15 protein-coding genes are annotated in these 18724 nt (G+C 69.4%); 8 read left to right on the top strand and 7 right to left on the bottom strand.

Annotated elements, in window-relative coordinates; all coding sequences use genetic code 11:
- Positions 1 to 67: 67 nt before the first annotated feature.
- Complete coding sequence (locus ASF18_RS10490; protein WP_056351338.1) at positions 68 to 730, top strand: L,D-transpeptidase; 663 nt, start codon at positions 68 to 70, stop codon at positions 728 to 730.
- A 90-nt stretch (positions 731 to 820) separates the two neighbouring features.
- Here ASF18_RS10490 and ASF18_RS10485 read toward each other — a convergent pair whose 3' ends face one another.
- From ASF18_RS10485 to ASF18_RS23670, 3 genes are all read right to left on the bottom strand, one after another.
- Complete coding sequence (locus ASF18_RS10485) at positions 821 to 1141, bottom strand: hypothetical protein (RefSeq protein ID WP_156389648.1); 321 nt, start codon at positions 1139 to 1141, stop codon at positions 821 to 823.
- Between the two features lie 212 nt (positions 1142 to 1353).
- Positions 1354 to 1845: a phasin gene (locus tag ASF18_RS10480; protein WP_056222335.1), complete on the bottom strand. Its 492-nt coding sequence runs from the start codon at positions 1843 to 1845 to the stop codon at positions 1354 to 1356.
- Between the two features lie 218 nt (positions 1846 to 2063).
- Positions 2064 to 2339 carry a hypothetical protein gene (locus ASF18_RS23670; protein WP_156649773.1) on the bottom strand — a complete coding sequence of 92 codons (276 nt, stop codon included), beginning with the start codon at positions 2337 to 2339 and terminating at the stop codon, positions 2064 to 2066.
- Between ASF18_RS23670 and ASF18_RS10475 the strand changes: the two genes are divergently transcribed.
- The 6 genes from ASF18_RS10475 (at position 2328) to ASF18_RS10450 (ending at position 11312) form a co-directional block, all read left to right on the top strand.
- Positions 2328 to 4661, top strand: a complete 2334-nt coding sequence (locus ASF18_RS10475; protein ID WP_156649771.1) for an ATP-binding protein — start codon at positions 2328 to 2330, stop codon at positions 4659 to 4661. The two genes, ASF18_RS23670 and ASF18_RS10475, sit on opposite strands and share 12 nt — an antisense overlap.
- A 75-nt stretch (positions 4662 to 4736) precedes the next feature.
- A complete protein-coding gene (locus ASF18_RS10470) occupies positions 4737 to 4994 on the top strand; it encodes a hypothetical protein (protein ID WP_056222342.1) in 258 nt (85 codons plus the stop codon).
- A 147-nt stretch (positions 4995 to 5141) separates the two neighbouring features.
- Entirely contained in the window at positions 5142 to 7091 is a 1950-nt protein-coding gene (gene acs / locus ASF18_RS10465; RefSeq protein ID WP_056351332.1) for an acetate--CoA ligase, read from the top strand.
- Positions 7092 to 7220: 129 nt separating this feature from the next.
- Positions 7221 to 7529, top strand: a complete 309-nt coding sequence (locus tag ASF18_RS10460) for a DUF485 domain-containing protein (RefSeq protein WP_056222348.1) — start codon at positions 7221 to 7223, stop codon at positions 7527 to 7529.
- On the top strand, positions 7526 to 9220 hold the full coding sequence (locus ASF18_RS10455; RefSeq protein WP_056222351.1) for a cation acetate symporter: 1695 nt from the start codon (positions 7526 to 7528) through the stop codon (positions 9218 to 9220). The genes ASF18_RS10460 and ASF18_RS10455 overlap by 4 nt, the downstream gene beginning before the upstream one ends.
- A gap of 334 nt (positions 9221 to 9554) precedes the next feature.
- Positions 9555 to 11312 carry an MFS transporter gene (locus tag ASF18_RS10450; protein ID WP_056274489.1) on the top strand — a complete coding sequence of 586 codons (1758 nt, stop codon included), beginning with the start codon at positions 9555 to 9557 and terminating at the stop codon, positions 11310 to 11312.
- A gap of 50 nt (positions 11313 to 11362) precedes the next feature.
- Here ASF18_RS10450 and ASF18_RS10445 read toward each other — a convergent pair whose 3' ends face one another.
- From ASF18_RS10445 to ASF18_RS10430, 4 genes are all read right to left on the bottom strand, one after another.
- Positions 11363 to 12739, bottom strand: a complete 1377-nt coding sequence (locus tag ASF18_RS10445) for a DUF2252 domain-containing protein (protein ID WP_056351330.1) — start codon at positions 12737 to 12739, stop codon at positions 11363 to 11365.
- Positions 12740 to 12798: 59 nt separating this feature from the next.
- A complete protein-coding gene (gene purH, locus ASF18_RS10440) occupies positions 12799 to 14397 on the bottom strand; it encodes a bifunctional phosphoribosylaminoimidazolecarboxamide formyltransferase/IMP cyclohydrolase (RefSeq protein WP_056351327.1) in 1599 nt (532 codons plus the stop codon).
- A 78-nt stretch (positions 14398 to 14475) separates the two neighbouring features.
- Positions 14476 to 16212, bottom strand: a complete 1737-nt coding sequence (locus tag ASF18_RS10435; RefSeq protein WP_056351323.1) for a heparinase II/III family protein — start codon at positions 16210 to 16212, stop codon at positions 14476 to 14478.
- Between the two features lie 129 nt (positions 16213 to 16341).
- On the bottom strand, positions 16342 to 17196 hold the full coding sequence (locus tag ASF18_RS10430) for a tetratricopeptide repeat protein (protein ID WP_056351320.1): 855 nt from the start codon (positions 17194 to 17196) through the stop codon (positions 16342 to 16344).
- 130 nt (positions 17197 to 17326) lie between these two features.
- Between ASF18_RS10430 and ASF18_RS10425 the strand changes: the two genes are divergently transcribed.
- On the top strand, positions 17327 to 18709 hold the full coding sequence (locus tag ASF18_RS10425; protein WP_056351316.1) for a leucyl aminopeptidase family protein: 1383 nt from the start codon (positions 17327 to 17329) through the stop codon (positions 18707 to 18709).
- Positions 18710 to 18724: the final 15 nt, after the last annotated feature.

Raw genomic sequence — 18724 nt, 5'->3', positions numbered from 1 at the left:
GCCGTGGAACCACTCTCCATGCTTACGCTTGTATAGCAAAGGTTACGGCATAGGTAAGGGACCCAACATGAAGACCTTGGCGACTGCCCTCGCAGGCCTACTCGGTGTCTGCGTTCTCTCCACGAGCCCTGTTGTGGCGGCTCCCTATGATCCGTTCGGCACGAATGCCGGCGAGGATTACTACGCGTCCGATCCGGCCTACGGCTACGGCCGCGCGACCGACGATCCGTATGGCTACCCGGCCACCGCCGGCCAGGGCTACCAGGCGGCGCCCCAGGCGCAGGTCGCCCCGATCCCGCGCGAGATCGTGGCCTTTAACGGCAACTACAAGCCGGGCACGATCGTGGTCTCCACGGCCGAGCGGCGCCTCTACTTCGTGATGCCGAATGGCGAAGCGATCCGCTACGGCGTCGGCGTCGGCCGTCCGGGCTTCACCTGGTCGGGCGTCAAGACGGTGACGGCGAAGAAGGAATGGCCGTCGTGGACGCCCCCGGCCGCGATGATCGCCCGTCGCCCCGACCTGCCGCGTTACATGGCTGGTGGCGTCGAGAACCCCCTGGGCGCCCGCGCCATGTATATCGGCAACACCGAATACCGCATTCACGGCTCCAACGAGCCGGATACCATCGGTCAGGCCGTGTCGTCGGGCTGCATCCGGATGACCAACGAGGACGTCACCGACCTCTACGAGCGTGTGAAGGTCGGCGCCAAGGTCGTCGTTCTGAACTGATTTTTCGCGACACGGACGATCACGCGAAGGCCGCGCCATCCGGAAGGATGACGCGGCCTTCGGCGTTCCGGGCGTCGGATCGTCGACCGCTCAGGGGACCACGCGCCCGACCGCGGTCTGCGGTGGGCTGAAGGGCGCGATCGGCATGTCGCAGAAGCAGCGCGCACCGAGGGGGCGCGGACCCGGCAGCGGGCAGGAATAGGGTTGGTACCCGGTCAGGCCCGACTGCACCGCATCGCAGTTCAGGCCGACCTCGCGACGGGGCGGCAGGCGGCGCTCGTCATAGGCGCGGCGCGGCGGCGGCCTGTCGTAGCCGTCGTCATCATATTGCGCGCTGGCGCCCTGTGCCGCGAAAAGCCCGGCGAGGACCGTGAGGATCAGGCTGCCTCGGGAGATACGTCGCATGGTCATACGCCCTCGTTGACAGCGCCGGCCCGGAACACTCGGGCAAGCGCGGCGACAGGGTTAGGAGACCCGCCCGGGGCGGGCAAGTCGGGTTCGCGACGGTTCGCATCGCAGCCGGTGCCGCTCTGCACGCCCGGGCTCGAACGCGAACAGCCCACTTGGCCGAAGGGCGAAGCGGGCTGCGAGGCGGAAGCCGCGAGGGCTTCGCGGAGCGAGACTCAGGAGTTGGTGGCGTTCCGCATGGCCTGCTCGGCATCGCTGCCGGCCTTGCGAGCGGCTTCGGAACCCTGCTCCATCGCCTTGCGGGCGTGCTCGGCGCCCTCCTGCATGGCACCCTTGGCCTTCTCGGCGCTCTGCTGCATCGCCGACTGGGCGAGGCCGCCGAATTCCTTGGCCTGGGCCTGGATGGCGGCGAACTGGCTGCGAACGAACTCGGCCTGATGCTGCATCGCTTCCTGCAGGTCGCGGGAACGGACGAGCTTCTGGGCGAGGTCGAACGCCGCCGTCACGTTCTGCTCGGCGAATTCGAAGCCGCGGGCGGACACGTCCTGGGCGTTGGTGCGCGCCATCTCGGCGGAGCCCTGCACGGTGTCGGCGGTGCGGCGGGCGGCGCTGATGAAGGTGTCGAACGCCTTGCGGGCCTGATCGACGCTCTTCTCGGCGAAATCGCGCATCTCGGCGGGAACCTCGTAATTCGGGGTGCTGTTCATTATCCTCTCCTCGATCTCGTTGTTGATGGCGCGTTGTGCACTGCACAATAGCACAGCGCCGGCCCTATGCCACCCTGCTCGGGCGCATTAAGGTTGACAACAGGTAAACGTGCGGCGGCCCCTCTCGTGGCTTATGGAGAGGCGGTGACGCGGTAAAAAGGACGTCACGTTCCAAGATTCGTCACGCGAAACAGGTGCGGATGTTCGAGAGTGGAGCCTCAGGGCCTGGCGGGAATGACGACGGGGCGATTCAGGCGGCTCTGCGTCGATGCGCGGATGATTCGCGTCTCGGCCCCAGCCTGAGCGATTCGAAGACGGCGGTTCTGATCCTTGATGCGGACGGGACGCGCATCCTGCACGCGTCGCCGCGGGCCGCCAATCTCCGGGACGGCATCAGCGGAGCGGACGGCCGTGTCGACGCGGGGCTCAGGCTCGGCGAGCAGATCGCGCAGGCTCGCCTGCGAAAGGACCGGCCGGTGCTCATGCGCCTGCATCTCGATGCCCGGCGCCTGGCACCGCCGGTCCTGGTCAGCGTGATGCGCATTGCCCTCGCCGAGTCGCGCGACGCGGTCGTGCTCCTCGCGAACTCGCCGCTCCCGATGCGTCTGCAGGGTCTCCGCGGGCGCCGCGCACCCGGTGTAGCGGCCGTCGACACGGCTGCGATCGCCGAGCCGGACGCGGCGGAGCACGCGGGCGCGCCGGTCGTGAGCGAACCCGTCGTGGAGACGGGGGAGCCGATCGTCGCCCGGCAGCGCTTCACCTGGGAAAGCGACGCGGCGGGGACGATCCTCCAGGTTTCGTCGGCGGCCGGACCGGGCTTGCGCCGGCGCCTCGAGGGGCGGAGCTGGCAGGCGCTGGCGGATGCGGACATCCTGCGCGATGCCGGCGGCCTTCTCGCCGCCCTCGATCTTGGGCGGACCTTCCGGGCGATCCCGCTGACGTTGATCGCGGCGGATGGCGCCCTCTGCGATCTCGAAATGTCCGGCGCTCCGAAGAGCCGGGCCGGATCGGGATGTCGCGGCTTCGGGCAGATCCGCTCGATCACGGGTCCCGTCGCGGCGCCGCCGGCACCGACGGTCGCGGCGGCGCCCGCCCAGGCGACAACCGCGGCCGCGGTCGTGCCCGACCCGCCCGCGGCCTCCCATACCGAGGCCGATGTGGCGGTCGAGCCGGCGGTCGATTCCAGCGATCCGCATCTCTCGAGCCACGAGCACGCGGCGTTCCGCGAGATCGCACGGGCCCTCGGTGCCCGGTTCGCGGGCGACGAGCGTTCGGACAGGGAGGCCGAGCCCAGCCTTCCCTGCGCGGTGATGCCGTTTCCGGTTCCGTTCGCGCGGTCGGCCGACGACCTGTCGCCCGACGCCTCCATGGTGGCGACCCTGGAGCGCATCCCCTCCGGCGTCTTGGTCTATCGCGACGACACCGTGCTGTTTGCCAACCAGACCCTCCTCCGCCTCGTCGGGTACGCGACGCGGGAGGATCTGACGGCGGCCGGTGGGATCGGGCACCTGTTCGGTGGCCTCGATCCCCAGGCCCGACCGGCGGGTGAGGCACCCCTGGTGCTGACGACCCGGGACGGCGGACGGGTCAGCGTCCTGATCGAGCATTCCGCCCTCGATTGGGCCGGCCGACCGGCCCACCTCCTGCTCGCCCGCGATGCCGAGCCGAGCGAGGAAGCCCGCGCCGCGACGGCGACCGCGATCGCCCAGGATTTCGCCGCCCGCCATAGCGTGGATGCCCGCGCGGTCCTCGATGCGCTGGAGGACGGCATCGTGCTGCTCGACCACCAGGCCCGCATCCTCTCCCTGAACCGCCGGACCGCCGAGACCTTCGGGCTCGATCCGCGCGAGGTGGTGGGCGCGAGCTTCCTTGGCCTGTTCGCCTCGGAGCATGCCGTCGATCTGCTGGCGCGCCTGCATGCCGAGCCGGGCTCAATGGTGCGGGACGAGGTGCCGGTGGCGGTGCGCGGCACGGGACGGCGCCTTCGGGTGAAGGTGCTGCCGCTCTCGGGGGACGCGGAGGAACGTGTCTGCGCCGTGATCCGCGACGAGGCCGCAGCCGCCGACCGGAGCGGGGCCGACCTGCGGAGTTCGATTGCGGCACGGGAGGCGATCCCGCAGCAGGCCGAGCTCCTGGCTCAGGTCGCTCAGACCCTTCAGGCGCCGGTCAAGCAGATGCTTGATTCGCTCGGGGGCCTCGTCGACGAGACCGTCGGTCCCGTGGGGTCGGAGCGTTACCGCGTATCCCTCCGGGAGGTGCACGCCTCGGGCGCGCGCCTGCTGGATCTCCTCACGGATCTACTGGACCTGGCGCGGATCGAGGCCGGGAAGATCGACCGCGTCGTCGCGGACATCGCGCTGAACGACGTTGTGACGCACTGCGTCACCCTCCTCCACCCGGAGGCCGTCCGCCGGCGCATCGTCCTGCGCACCAGCTTCTCCACCGACCTGCCGGTTCTCTCGGCCGACGAGCGTTTCGTGCGCCAGGCGACCATGAACGTCATCGCGAACGCCATCGCGCTGACCGAGGCCGGCGGACAGGTCATCGTGTCGACGTCGCTCGCGGATCGCGGGGAGATCGCCCTGCGCATCCGTGATACCGGGGTCGGGATGACGGCGGCCGAGATGGAGGGCGCCCTGTATCCCTTCCGGTCGGGCTCCCGGGTCGAACCATCCCGCGGTACCGGACTCGGGCTGCCGCTGACCAAGGCCCTGACCGAGGCCAATCACGGTCGCTTCCGCATCTCCAGCCGGAAGGACGAGGGAACCCTGGTGGAGATGCTCTTCCCCGTACCGGGGGCGACGAAACGGGCCTGACACCGGGCCGGGGTCGCTGCAACCGGCCCACGCAGCGCGCGTTGGATTCACAGCGGAGGGGAGCCCTCCCCTGCCATGGAGACGATGATGCGTGCGTTGACGTTGATCGCCGGTCTGGCGATCGGTCTGCCGGGGGTGGCCCTGGCCCAACAGAGTGGCACCGAGCCGAATCTAGGATCGGCCGGCCAGTTCCGGAATATCACTTCGACCGGCGTGACCAAGCCTCCAGGCCGGGCGGCCGCCCCCGAAGAGGATCGCGTGTCGGACACCACCCGCAAGCAGCGCGCCATCGACAAGAAGGTCGAGACCGGCATCTGCATTGGGTGCAACTGACGAGTGTTCAGACAAAAGACCGGTCCTGTCCCGCACCGCGCCATATGGGTGCTTGCGGGGAATATCTCGTTGAGCCTATGACGGTATTTGGAAGACCCGGCTGCGTGAACAGTCGCGATACGATCGGGCACCGATAGGGACAACGCGATGGACGAGAAGGTGGTCGAAGTGCGTTCGACGTGGAGCGAGGGCGCCCACGTCGACAACGCGAAGTACCTGGCCATGTACGAGGCCTCTGTCGCCGATCCAGAGCGGTTCTGGAGCGAGCACGGCAAGCGCATCGACTGGATGACACCTTTCACGAAAGTGAAGAACACGAGTTTCGAGCCCGGTCACATCTCGATCAAGTGGTTCGAGGACGGGCGGACGAACGTCGCTTACAATTGCATCGACCGCCACCTCGCGTCGCGGGGCGATCAGGTCGCGATCATCTGGGAAGGCGACGACCCGAGCGAGTCCAAGCACATCACCTATCGCCAGCTTCATTCTGAAGTCGGCAAGATGGCCAACGTCCTGCGCAATCGTGGCGTGTCCAAGGGCGACCGGGTCACGATTTACCTGCCGATGATCCCCGAGGCTGCCTACGCGATGCTCGCCTGCGCCCGCCTCGGCGCCATCCACTCCATCGTGTTCGGCGGCTTCTCGCCGGATTCGCTGGCCGGGCGCATCGAGGGCTGCGCCTCCAAGATGGTCATCACGGCGGACGAGGGCCTGCGCGGCGGCCGCAAGGTGCCGCTCAAGGCCAATGTGGATGCCGCCATCGCGCGCCTGCCCCAGGACAGCGTCGACCACGTGGTCGTGGTGCGCCGCACCGGGTCGTCGATCGCCATGAAGCCCGGCCGCGACGTCTATTACGACGAGGCCGCCGCCCAGGTCACCGACGAATGCCCGGCCGAGCCGGTGGAGGCCGAGCACCCGCTCTTCATCCTCTACACTTCGGGGTCGACCGGTCAGCCGAAGGGCGTCGTCCACACCACCGGCGGCTACCTCGTCTACGCCTCGATGACACACCAGTACGTCTTCGATTACCGCGAGGGCGAGGTCTATTGGTGCACGGCCGATGTCGGCTGGGTCACTGGCCACTCCTACATCGTCTACGGGCCCCTCGCGAACGGCGCGACGACCCTGATGTTCGAAGGAATCCCGACCTATCCATCGAACTCCCGCTTCTGGGAGGTGGTCGACAAGCACAAGGTCAACATCTTCTACACTGCCCCGACGGCGATCCGCTCGCTCATGGGCGGTGGCGAAGGCCCGGTGAAGAAGACCTCCCGCGCGTCCCTGCGCGTCCTCGGCTCGGTCGGCGAACCGATCAATCCGGAGGCCTGGGACTGGTACTACAAGGTCGTGGGCGATTCCCGCTGCCCCATCGTCGACACCTGGTGGCAGACCGAGACCGGCGGCATCCTGATCACGCCCCTGCCGGGCGCGACCAAGCTGAAGCCGGGCTCGGCGACGCGGCCGTTCTTCGGTGTCCAGCCTATCGTGGTCGATGCCGAGGGCAAGACGCTGGACGGGCCGTGCGAGGGCAACCTCTGCATCAAGGATTCCTGGCCCGGCCAGATGCGTACGGTCTACGGCGACCACGAGCGGTTCGAGCAGACTTACTTCTCGACCTATCCGGGCAACTACTTCACCGGCGACGGCTGCCGCCGCGACGCGGACGGCTATTACTGGATTACCGGCCGCGTCGACGACGTCATCAACGTCTCGGGCCACCGGATGGGCACGGCGGAGGTGGAATCCTCCCTCGTCGCGCACCCCAAGGTCTCAGAGGCGGCGGTCGTCGGGTATCCCCACAATCTCAAGGGCCAGGGCATCTACGCCTACGTCACCCTGATGGAGGGCGAGGAGGGCTCGGAGGAACTGCGCAAGGAACTCGTGACCTGGGTCCGCAAGGAGATCGGTCCGATCGCCTCACCGGATCTGATCCAATTCGCGCCGGGCCTGCCGAAAACCCGCTCGGGCAAGATCATGCGCCGCATCCTGCGCAAGATCGCCGAGGACGAGTTCTCCTCGCTGGGTGACACCTCGACGCTCGCCGAGCCGGCGGTGGTCGACGACCTCATCGAGAATCGTCAGAACCGGACGCACTGAGCGCCCCGTTCCCTTCGATCGCGCGGATACGGCAACCCCGTGTCCGCGCAATTTGCTGCGCCGACAATTTACACGCCTTCAATCCGGAAGCCGCCCTGACAAGAGGCGGATCCCTGGGAGAAAACCGTCATGGCCGATCTGGAGACTGCGCGGATCGCGCAGAGCCCGCACTTCAAGGAACTGGTCCACGAGCGGACACGCTTCGGCTGGACCCTCACCATCATCATGCTGCTGATCTATTTCGGCTTCATCGGCTTGATCGCCTTCGACAAGGCGCTGCTCGCCGTCAAGATCGGCGGCGGCACCGCCTCCCTGGGCCTCGTTCTCGGCGTCGCCGTGATCGTGCTCGCCTTCATCCTCACCGGCATCTACGTCCAGCGCGCCAACGGCCGCTTCGACCAGCTGACCGCTGCTCTCAAGCGGGATCTCGGCCGATGATCCGCGCGAAGCACCCCCTCGTCCTCGGCACCGCTCTGGCGGCCCTGGCGGTGACGGCGGCCTACGCCGCGGGCCCCGATCTCGGCGCGGTCAAGCAGTCGGCGACGAACTGGCCGGCCATCGGCATGTTCGCGTTCTTCGTGCTGTTCACCCTCGGCATCACCTACAAGGCCGCCAAGGGCACCAAGTCGGCGGCCGATTTCTATGCCGCCGGCGGCGGCATCTCGGCCGGCACCAACTCCCTGGCCATCGCGGGCGACTACATGTCCGCCGCCTCGTTCCTGGGCATCTCGGGCCTGGTCTACACCTCGGGCTTCGACGGCCTGATCTACTCCACCGGCTTCCTCGTCGGCTGGCCGATCGTGCTGTTCCTGATCGCGGAGCGCCTGCGCAACCTCGGCAAGTTCACCTTCGCGGACGTCGCCTCCTTCCGCCTCGACCAGACCTCGATCCGCATCATATCGGCCACCGGCACGCTGGTGGTGGTGGCGTTCTACCTGATCGCCCAGATGGTCGGCGCGGGGAAGCTGATCCAGCTCCTGTTCGGCCTGCCCTACCTCTACGCGGTCATCATCGTCGGCGTGCTGATGATCGTCTACGTGGCCTTCGGCGGCATGAAGGCGACCACCTGGGTGCAGGTGATCAAGGCCTGCCTGCTGCTGGGCGGTGCGACCTTCATGGCCGGCGCCGTGCTGTACAAGTACGGCTTCAACCCCGAGACCCTGTTCGCCGCTGCCGTCGCCACCCACCCCAAGGGTGACGCGATCATGGCGCCGGGCGGCCTCGTCAACAATCCGATCGAGGCGATCTCGCTGGGTGTCGGCCTGATGTTCGGCACGGCCGGCCTGCCGCACATCCTGATGCGCTTCTTCACGGTGTCGGACGCCCAGGCGGCGCGCAAGTCGGTGTTCTATGCCACCGGCCTGATCGGCTACTTCTACATCCTCACCTTCATCATCGGTTTCGGCGGTATCGCCCTGCTGATGTCCGACCCGGCCTACTTCTCCCTCGACGCGGCCGGCGCCTTCGACAAGCTCAAGGGCATGATCGGCGGCACCAACATGGTGGCGGTGAACCTCGCCAACGCGGTGGGCGGCCCGTACTTCCTGGGCTTCATCTCGGCCGTGGCCTTCGCGACCATCCTGGCGGTGGTGGCGGGCCTGACGCTCGCCGGCGCCTCGGCGGTCAGCCACGACCTTTACGCTCAGGTGATCGCCCGCGGGCGCACCAACGAGGCGGCGGAGGTCCGGCTTTCCAAGATCGCCGCCGTCGTCATCGGCATCGTGGCGATCTATCTCGGCTACGTTTTCGAGAACCAGAACGTCGCCTTCATGGTCGGCCTCGCCTTCTCGGTGGCGGCCAGCTGCAACTTCCCGGTCCTGACCATGTCGATCCTGTGGAAGGGCACCACCACCTGGGGTGCCCTTATCGGCGGCCTCGTCGGCCTCGTCGCGGCGGTCGGGATGGTGGTGCTGTCGAAGGCAGTCTGGGTGACGACCTTCGGCAATCCCGTGGCGATCTTCCCCTACGACAACCCGGCCCTGTTCTCGATGCCGCTGGCCTTCCTGACGATCTTCCTCGTCTCGAAGCTCGACAACACCCGGCGGGCGAAAGCCGAGCGCGCACTGTTCGACGCGCAGTTCGTTCGCTCGGAGACGGGAATCGGTGCCGACGGCGCCCACGCGCACTAGCCGCCGCTGACGCAAACGAAGGCCACTCGAGGGGGGCGCGACGCGAGTCGCGCCCCTCTTCGTTTCCGGGCCCGACTTTAATCCCGGCCAAAGACAAAAAAACTTCGCGGACGGCTAAAAAAATATCTGGATTCGATCTCTCGCGGTCGTCGGGGGACTTGGGCGAAAACGTGGCATGGCCTAGCATCGAGCCGCGGGTCCTCAGACTTAGGCTCAGGCGAGCCGCGGGCTGAACAGTCCGGGCAGCTTTTGCCGCAGTGCTGCGGTCGCCGCAGGGTCCAACACGTCACGGGCGGACTACGCCTGGGCAAAACAAGACTTGGAGAAACGTCCCATGGTTGCGTCCAGCGCAATTCCCGTCAGCGATTCGGCCACACGGCCGATGAGCGCCGGCGAGAAGAAAGTCATCCTCGCCTCCTCCCTCGGTACCGTCTTCGAGTGGTACGATTTCTACCTTTATGGATCGCTCGCGACGATCATCGGAGCGCAGTTCTTCTCGGCCTACCCGGAAGCGACGCGGAACATCTTTGCGCTGCTGGCCTTCGCGGCGGGCTTCCTGGTCCGGCCCTTCGGCGCCCTGGTGTTCGGCCGGCTCGGCGATATGGTCGGGCGCAAGCACACCTTCCTCATCACCATCCTCATCATGGGCATCTCGACCTTCTGCGTCGGCCTGCTGCCCTCCTACGACACCCTGAACGGCTACGGCATCGGCTGGGTCGCCCCGGTGACGCTGCTGGCGCTGCGCATGCTGCAGGGCCTGGCTCTGGGCGGCGAGTACGGTGGCGCCGCCGTCTACGTGGCCGAGCACGCGCCCCGCGGCCGCCGCGGCTTCTACACCGCCTTCATCCAGACGACGGCGACGCTGGGCCTGCTGCTCTCGCTGGTCATCATCCTGTCGACGCAGGGCTACGTGAACGGCGCCTACGCGCCCACCGTCACCACGGCCGCCGACGGCACCCAGACCACCATCACGGCCTTCCAGGCCTGGGGCTGGCGCATCCCGTTCCTCGTCTCCTGCGTGCTGCTCGGCATTTCCGTCTGGATTCGCCTGCAGATGAACGAGAGCCCGGCCTTCAAGAAGATGAAGGAAGAGGGCACCCACTCGAAGGCGCCGCTCTCGGAGGCCTTCGGCCAGTGGCGCAACGCCAAGTGGGCGCTGCTCGCGCTCCTCGGCCTCACCGCGGGTCAGGCCGTGGTCTGGTACGCCGGTCAGTTCTACGCCCTGTTCTTCCTCCAGAGCATTCTCAAGGTCGACCAGTTCACCGCCAACGTGCTGATCGCCTGGTCGCTGCTTCTCGCCACCGGCGGCTTCCTGTTCTTCGGCGCGCTTTCCGACAAGATCGGGCGCAAGCCGGTGATCCTCGGCGGCTGCCTGATCGCGGCGCTGACCTACTTCCCGCTGTTCGAGCAGCTCACCGCCAACGCCAACCCGGCGCTTTACCAGGCGCAGTCCACGGTGCCGGTGGTGGTCAAGACCAACCCGGACGAGTGCTCGTTCCAGTTCAATCCGGTGGGCACCGCCAAGTTCACCAAGGAGTGCGACGTCGCCAAGGCGCTGCTCGCCCGTTCGGCCGTGAACTACACCACCGAGCCGGTCGCCGCGGGCGCGCCGACCATCGTGACCATCGCGGGCAAGGACTTCCCCGTCGCCGACCCGGCCTTCGCCAAGTCGGTTCCCGCCGCCCTGACCGCCGCCGGCTACCCGGCGCCCGCCGGCAACGCCACCATCGTGAAGGTCGCCAACCCGATCGACATCTTCACGGGCCAGAAGCTCATCGTCATCGGCATCCTGACGATCCTCGTCCTCTACGTGACGATGGTCTACGGCCCGATCGCGGCGGCCCTGGTGGAGCTGTTCCCGACCCGCATCCGCTACACCTCGATGTCGCTGCCCTATCACATCGGCAACGGCTGGTTCGGCGGCCTGCTGCCGGCCACCTCCTTCGCCATCGTCGCCCAGACCGGCAACATCTATAACGGCCTGTGGTACCCGATCGCGATCGCGGCGATGACCTTCGTCATCGGCCTCCTCTTCATCCCGGAGACCAAGGACCGCGACATCTTCACCTACGACGAGAACCCGGTCCGCTGAGGCCGGCTCTCCCCCGAGGGGCCCCGCCGCGAGGCGGGGCCCTTTTCGTTTCAGGTGGCTTGAGGCTCGGGCGTCGTCAGGAAGTCGGTGACCAGCAGGGCGTGGTCGGCGATGCTCTGGCGGGCATACGCCATGGCGAAGTCGGCGACCGCCTCGTCGAAGGCGGACCCCTTGCCGAGATAGCCGGCGATCATCGCGGCATCGCCCGAGCGGGCATGGGCGCGGGCGAGGGTCGTGCCGCAGAGCCGGGCGTAGGGCTTGGCCCCGCTCTCGGCGAGGATCTCCGCCACCGCCGACAGCTTCCGGTTCTTCAGCTGGCGCACGTAGTAGCAGCGGCCGCTCGCGTCGGAGACCGTCGTGCCGAGGAAGAGATCGCTCGCCGCCTGCATGATCCGCTGGCCGTCGATGACCCGCTGGCCCTCCGAGGCGACGCTGAAGGGCTTGAGCGCGAGCTGGCCGATCACGGACGGGCGGGCTTCCTTGATCTGCAGGAACAGCGGGGCGCCGTCCGCGTCGCTGTAGATCCCGACGGCGCAGACCAGCCCCACCGAGCCGATGCCGACGACCTTGAAGGCGACGTCGCGCTGCGCGTAGCGCGAGAGGAGGGTCCAGCGGTCGGCGGTGAGGCTGTGCGGGTAGGCGAGCAGGGCCGCCGCCGCGTCGCGCACCGCCTCGGTGAGGCCGCGGGGCCCCTCGTGGAAGATGATTGGCGCCTTGTCGGCGATGCGCCACTCCACCGGGTCGGTCTCGTGCGGGGCCACCGCGAGGGTGGGCACGTCGCCACGGCTGAGGCCATCGGTATTCTCGGTCCCGGCCTCGGACAGGAGGCGCCGGCAGAGGTCGCCGTCGCCGAGGCGCCCGACCTCGTGGTCGAGGTCGATCCGGCTGTGCCAGATCGCCAGGGGCGAGAGGCCTGCGAGCTCGCGCATGTGTTCGCGATAGGCCCGGACGCCGGCCCGCGCCGCACGGCGCGCCTTGTCCGCGCCGTGCGGCAGGGCGGCCAGGGCGATGCTGGCGGCGAGGCGCTTCACGTCGACGGTGAAGTCGACGTTCCACAGGGTCTCGTCGAAATCGTTGATGTCGAACAGCGTCTGCCCCTCGGGGCTGCGGTAGACGCCGAAATTGCCGATGTGGCAGTCGCCGCAGGCCTGAACCGGGATGCCCGGCACCGGTACGCCCTCGAGGTCCGCCGCCATCACGGCGGCGGCCCCGCGCAGGAAGGCGAACGGGTCGGCCCGCATCCGCTCGCGGCGCAGGGGCACGAGCTCGGCGAGCCGGCCGGTTTCTCCGGCCTCGAGGACCGCGAGGGGATCGCGCTGCGGTGCGGGCCGCCAGTCGGCGTGCGACTCCCGCGAGACCTGCTCGCGCAGGCGCTTGCCCGCCGCCCGGCGCTCGTCGCGGCGGCTGGATTGGTGCGTATGAGTCATGGGATCGGGCCTCGTGGACTCGAAGAAGCGTAGCCGTTCCCAGCCGCCCGGGCGAGGCGTCAGTGCCGGAAATGGCGGTGGCCGGTGAACACCATGGCGAGACCCGCCGCGTCGGCGGCCTTGATCACGTCGGCGTCGCGCATCGAGCCGCCCGGCTGGATCACCGCCGTGGCGCCGGCTTCCGCCGCCGCGATCAGCCCATCGGCGAAGGGGAAGAAGGCGTCGGACGCGACCACCGAGCCCTTGGCCAGGCTCTCGGTCGCGCCGAGGCGCTTGGCGCCCTCGGCGGCCTTCCAGGCGGCGATGCGCGCGGAATCCACCCGCGACATCTGTCCGGCTCCGATGCCGACCGTCGCGCCGTCGCGCGCATACACGATGGCGTTCGACTTGACGTGCTTCGCGACCCGGTAGGCGAAGCGCAGGTCGGCGTATTCGCGCTCCGACGGCGCGCGCTGCGTGACGACCGTCAGCGGCATGTCGTCGACCACCGCGGCGTCGCGGGCCTGGACCAGGAGGCCGCCCGCGAGGGTCTTCACGGTCTCGCCGGCCCCGCGCGGGTCGGGCAGGCCGTCGGCCAGGAGGAGGCGCAGGTTCTTCTTGCCCGCGACGATCGCGATCGCCTCCGCGGTGGCGTCCGGTGCGATGATCACTTCGGTGAAGATCTCGACGATCCGGCGCGCGGCTTCGGCATCCAGGGGGCGGTTCAGGGCGACGATGCCGCCGAAGGCGGATGTCGGATCGCAGCTGAGGGCACGCTCGTAGGCTTCCACGAGGCTCGCGCCCTCGGCCACGCCGCAGGGATTGGCATGCTTGATGATCGCCACCGCCGCCGCGCGCGTCGGGTCGAACTCGGCCACGCATTCGTAGGCCGCGTCGGTGTCGTTGAGGTTGTTGTAGGACAGGTCCTTCCCCTGGAGCTGGCGCGCCGTGGCGACGCCCGGGCGCGGCAGGCCGGGAGACCGGTAGAAGGCCGCGCTCTGGTGGGGATTCTCACCGTAGCGCAGGGGCTGGGCGAGGCTGCCGCCGAAAGCCCGATAGGTGGGCGTCGCTGCGCTTTCGATTTGGCCGGCGAGCCAGTTGGCGATGGCCGCATCGTAGGTCGCCGTGCGGGCGTAGGCCTTCTGGGCGAGCCGGCGGCGGGTCTGCGCGTGCAGGCTGCCGGCATTCGCTTCCAGCTCGGCGAGGAGATCGGCGTAGTCCGCGACGTCCACCACGACCGCGACGTCGGCGTGGTTCTTCGAGGCGGCGCGGATCATCGCCGGGCCGCCGATGTCGATGTTCTCGACGCAGTCGTCGTAGGCGGCGCCCTTCGTCACGGTCGCCTCGAACGGGTAGAGGTTGACCACCAGGAGATCGATGGCGCGGATCCCGTGCGCCGCCAGGGCGGCCTGATGCTCGGGGTTGTCGCGCACCGCCAGCAGGCCCCCGTGGACGCCGGGATGCAGGGTCTTCACCCGCCCGTCCATCATCTCGGGAAAGCCGGTCAGGTCGGCGACCTCGGTGACCGGGAGTCCGGCCTCGCGCAGAGCCTTGTGCGTCCCGCCCGTGGATACGAGCGCGATGCCGAGGCGGTCGAGGGCGGTGGCGAACGCGACGAGGCCGTCCTTGTCCGAGACGGAGAGGAGTGCGCGGGTGACCCGCACCTGGTCATGCGACATGGCGTTGCGTCCGGAGGCAAGCGACGAGAAACTGAGCGGCGCCTACCATGAAATTGTGCGCTGCGGCCAGTCGTCCCCTCAGCCCTGGCGCGCCGGAACCCGGGCGAAGCCCCAACGGATGCGGGTGTCGTCCGCGACCGGCAGGTAGAGCACGATCTGGTCGGTGCGCCGGGCGCCGGTGATCCCCGCGAAGTAGACGCTCTCCTCCAGGGCCACGGGCACGCCCTCCGCGCCGAAATGCCAGATCTCGCCGATCGGCGAGGTCAGTTCGAGGCGGCCGTCGTCGAGACCGCGCGCGGCGATCGCCGGATGGAGGTGGAAGCGCACCGCCACCTCCTGCGGCCGATGCCGGGCTTTGCCCCGCTTGCCGGTCGGCGGGCGCAGGAAGGCGTCCTCGCCTTCAAGGACGTTGCCGTTGCTCGCCAGGCGCCAGCGTCGTTCGTGGACGATGCCGAGATCGCCCGCATAGCCGTCGTGGCGCGCCGCCAGGATGGTGGCGCCCTCCTCCGTCGTCCGCTCGGACTTCACGTCGCGCGGGCCGCGCAGGATCACGGGTCCGATCCGGTGCGAGAGCCAGGTCACGGCCCAGCGCTCGTACCAGGCTCCCCCCCCGACGAGGAAGCGGCAGGACGAGGTGTCGCCGACCGTCGCGGTGGAATGGGCGGCGGTGCTGCGGGCGAGACGGCGCAACTCGGGTCCGCTCGCGGGCAGGCCGCAATTGACGACGATGCGCTGGGGGCCGCTCGACATCTCGAAGGACAGGCACCCTGCCCCGGCGTTGATGGAATCGGGCAGCGGCGGCGGCGCGCCGACATCGGCGACGACGAGGACCCGGCCGCCCTCCAGGCGCTCGTAGCCGGAATTCGGCGCGTGCATCATCGGCTGGGCCAGGGCGCCGTCGTAGACCAGCAGGGTGGCCAGGTGGTCGGCCGCCGTGGCGCCCATGCCGTTGAAGTGGCTCAGCGACGCATCGGGGTGCCGGAGCAGGCGCAGGAGCGGCAGCATGCGGTCGATGGCGTGCAGGAGCGCTTCCGGCGGGTCGATGCTGCGCGACAGGAAGCTCTGGCGTAGGGGCAGCAGGTCGAGGAGCAGTTCCATGGCGAAGCGCGGATCGCGGCTGCGATGGCCGCCGTCGCGCAGGATCTGTCGCTCGAGTTCCCGCACCAGGATGCGGGTCGAGCGGCGCAGGATCGCCTGGATGCCGTCGCAGCACAGGCCCGCGTAGCAGAGCGCCACCGCCGCCAGCAGGCGGTTCTGCGGGGCGATGCTCCGGCGCAGGTCGCTCTCGAGGTCGCGGGCCGTTTTGCCGAGGGCCTTCAGGAAGGCCTGGTAGAAGGCGTGGTCGGCCCCCTCCAGGACGAGGGGCGACTGGCACAGGAACGAGATCAGCCGGCGGGCGGCGACCGGCGTCGGCCGGGCGAGGGCCGCGTCGCCCCGGCCGGCGATGAAATCGGCCACGAAGGCGCGGGCATTGGCGCGGGCCAGGGCCGTATCGGCCGCGCGCAGGTGGCGCAGCCAGCCGAAGCCGTAGAGGATGTCGGCCCATTCCGGAGAGGGCGGTGCGTAGTCGAAGGGCGAGCGACCGCTCACAGACAGGGAGCGCCCGGCGAAGACGAACAGGCCGGCATAGATGTCGTCGGCGAAGGTCGCGTCGCTGGTGCGCAGGTCGTGCGGTGCGATGACGAGCGCTGTGACGCGGGCGCGGGCCAGAATATCGGGTCGGCCGGTCACCCGGGCATAGGTGTCGCGCACCGAGCGCGCGACTTCGCGTCCGATCAGCCGATAGAAGCGCCAGCGATCAGTCCCCCAACGCACGCGCTCTCCTCTTCCGGGGGCACAGCCGCGGGCTGGCGTCGCTCCGCGTCCTGTCCATTTTGTAACTAGGCCGTGGGCCTTAACCTGCGGTTAACCTCAAGTCACCCGCCCCATCGGGGGCAGACGGCCTCATTCCGCCGGGCCAGAGGCGACCGGGCGCATCGGCCGGGCGCTGCGGGCATCCGCGGCCTTCAGCGCCTTCCAGCTGTTCGGCTGCGCCACGAAGGCCCGCAGCGCCGCGGTGTTGGCGGCCGCTTCCTCGGGCGAGAGATCCTGGCGGGAGACGGCGTCCGCCTCGGCGAACTTGCCCTGCAGCCCGAGCACCAGGGCGAGGTTCTGGCGTACCCGTGCGTCGGCGCGGGGCTGTTCGGAGGCCCGCCGCAGGGTCGCCTCGGCCTGCGGCAGCTGGCGGCCGAGGGCGTAGGAAAGTCCGAGGTTCGACAGGATGACGGGATCGTCCGGCTGGATCTTCAGCGCCGCCTCGTAGAAGCCCTGGGCCCGGGTATGGTCGTTGAGCTGGTCCGCCACCGCGCCCTGGGCGGAGAGGACGCGCCAGTCGGGACGCGCCGGCGTGTGGGCGTTCTGAAGGACGTCGGCCGCTTCCTGGAACCGGCCAACCTCGGACAGGCTCTTGCCGTAGGCAGCCAGGACGGTGTTGTTCTTCGGGTTGCGCAGGGCCGCCTGCTGCAGGACCGCGACGGCCTGGGTCTTCTGGTTCGTGGCGCGCAGGGCCTGGGCGTAGCGCAGGGCCAGCGACAGGTCGTTCTGGTCGGCGGCGTACTTCTCGCCGAGGGCCTCGACCTCCCGCCGGCTGATGACGGCGGGGCTCGGGGAGCGGCCGAAGCCCGGAAGGGAGATCCCCCCGATGGAGCCGGTCGTTTCCGGCGACCGGGACTGGCAACCGGCGGTGAGGGCCGCCACGAGCGCCGCCGCCAGGACGGGCATCGGGCGCACCCGGGAGAAGTTGACCAGCGGCCGGACCATGACGCGCTCCACGACGGCCCGCAGGGGCCTAGGATTTGCTCCGGCGAGCGCTTCGCGCTCCCGTTGCCCCGGTGATAGAGCGTTAACCCTAACCCGCCGTTAATCTCCCGCCCCTGCCCTCGCGAGCGCCATGATCCAGACTCTGTCCCGCCTTGTTGCCGATCCGGGCGACGCGATCCCGATCCTCGGCGTCACTCCAGAGAGCTGGCCGCAAGTCGAGGCGGCGCTGCCGGCCCCGCAGGCGGCCTATGCCCGCGCGACCGAGTTCGTGCCGAAGGCCGGGCGGATCGCCCTCCTCCCGGCGGCCGACGGTCGGCTGGGGCAGATCCTGTTCGGCCTGGGCGATCGCAGCGATCCGCTGATCGCCGGCAAGCTCCCCGGCGCCTTGCCGCCCGGCACCTATCGCCTCGTTCCCGCGGACGGGTTCGATGCCGGCGCCGCTTCCCTCGCCTGGCTCCTCGGGAGCTATCGCTTCGCACGCTACCGCGAGGCCGGCTCCGAGCGCCCGGCCCTCGTCGTGCCGGACGGGGTCGACGGTGCGGCCGTCATCCGCATCGCCGAGGCCGTGGCGCGGGGCCGGGACCTCGTGAACACGCCGGCGAACGATCTCGGTCCGGCCGAGATCGAGGCCGCGGTGCGCGCGGTCGCCGAGCGCCACGGCGCCACCGTCTCGGTCGTGACCGGGGAAGACCTCGCCGTGGCGTTTCCCCTCGTCCACACGGTCGGGGCGGCCTCGCCGCGGGCCCCGCGCCTCATCGACCTCGCCTGGGGACCGACGGACGCGCCCCGCGTGACCCTGGTCGGCAAGGGCGTCGCCTTCGACACCGGCGGGCTCGACATCAAGCCGTCCAGCGGCATGCTGCTGATGAAGAAGGACATGGGTGGCGCCGCCGCCGCCCTGGCGGTCGCCGACATGGTCATGGGCTCGGGGCTGCACCTGCGCCTGCGCCTGATCGTGCCGGCCGTGGAGAACGCCATCTCGGGCAGCGCCTTCCGTCCGGGCGACGTGATCCGCAGCCGGGCCGGGCTCACCGTTGAGATCGGCAACACCGATGCCGAGGGGCGGCTGATCCTCGCCGACGCCCTCGCCCTGGCGGATGCCGACGCACCGGACCTGCTCCTCGACTTCGCCACCCTGACGGGTGCGGCACGGGTCGCGCTCGGACCCGACCTTCCGGCCTTCTTCACCGAGGACGAGGCGCTGGCCGCGGCGGTGTCCGAGGCCGGGATCGCCGTCGAGGATCCGGTCTGGCGCCTGCCCCTGCACAAGCCCTATGCGCGCCTGCTCGATTCGAAGGTCGCCGACCTGAACAACGTCTCCGGCGGCCCCTTCGCCGGGGCGATCACGGCGGCCCTGTTCCTGCGCCGCTTCGCCCCCGGAACCCGGGCGCACGTCCATTTCGACCTGTATGGCTGGAACCCGTCCACCAAACCCGGCCGGCCGGAGGGGGGCGAGGTGCAGACCGCCCGCCTCGTCCACGACCTCCTCGCGCGCCGCTATCCGAAAGCCTGATTGCGAGGAGGCCCG

The organism is Methylobacterium sp. Leaf89 (assembly GCF_001422215.1).
GTDB lineage: Bacteria > Pseudomonadota > Alphaproteobacteria > Rhizobiales > Beijerinckiaceae > Methylobacterium.
Note: the sequence above shows the minus strand (reverse complement) of the source record. Positions and strands in the feature narration are given on the sequence as shown.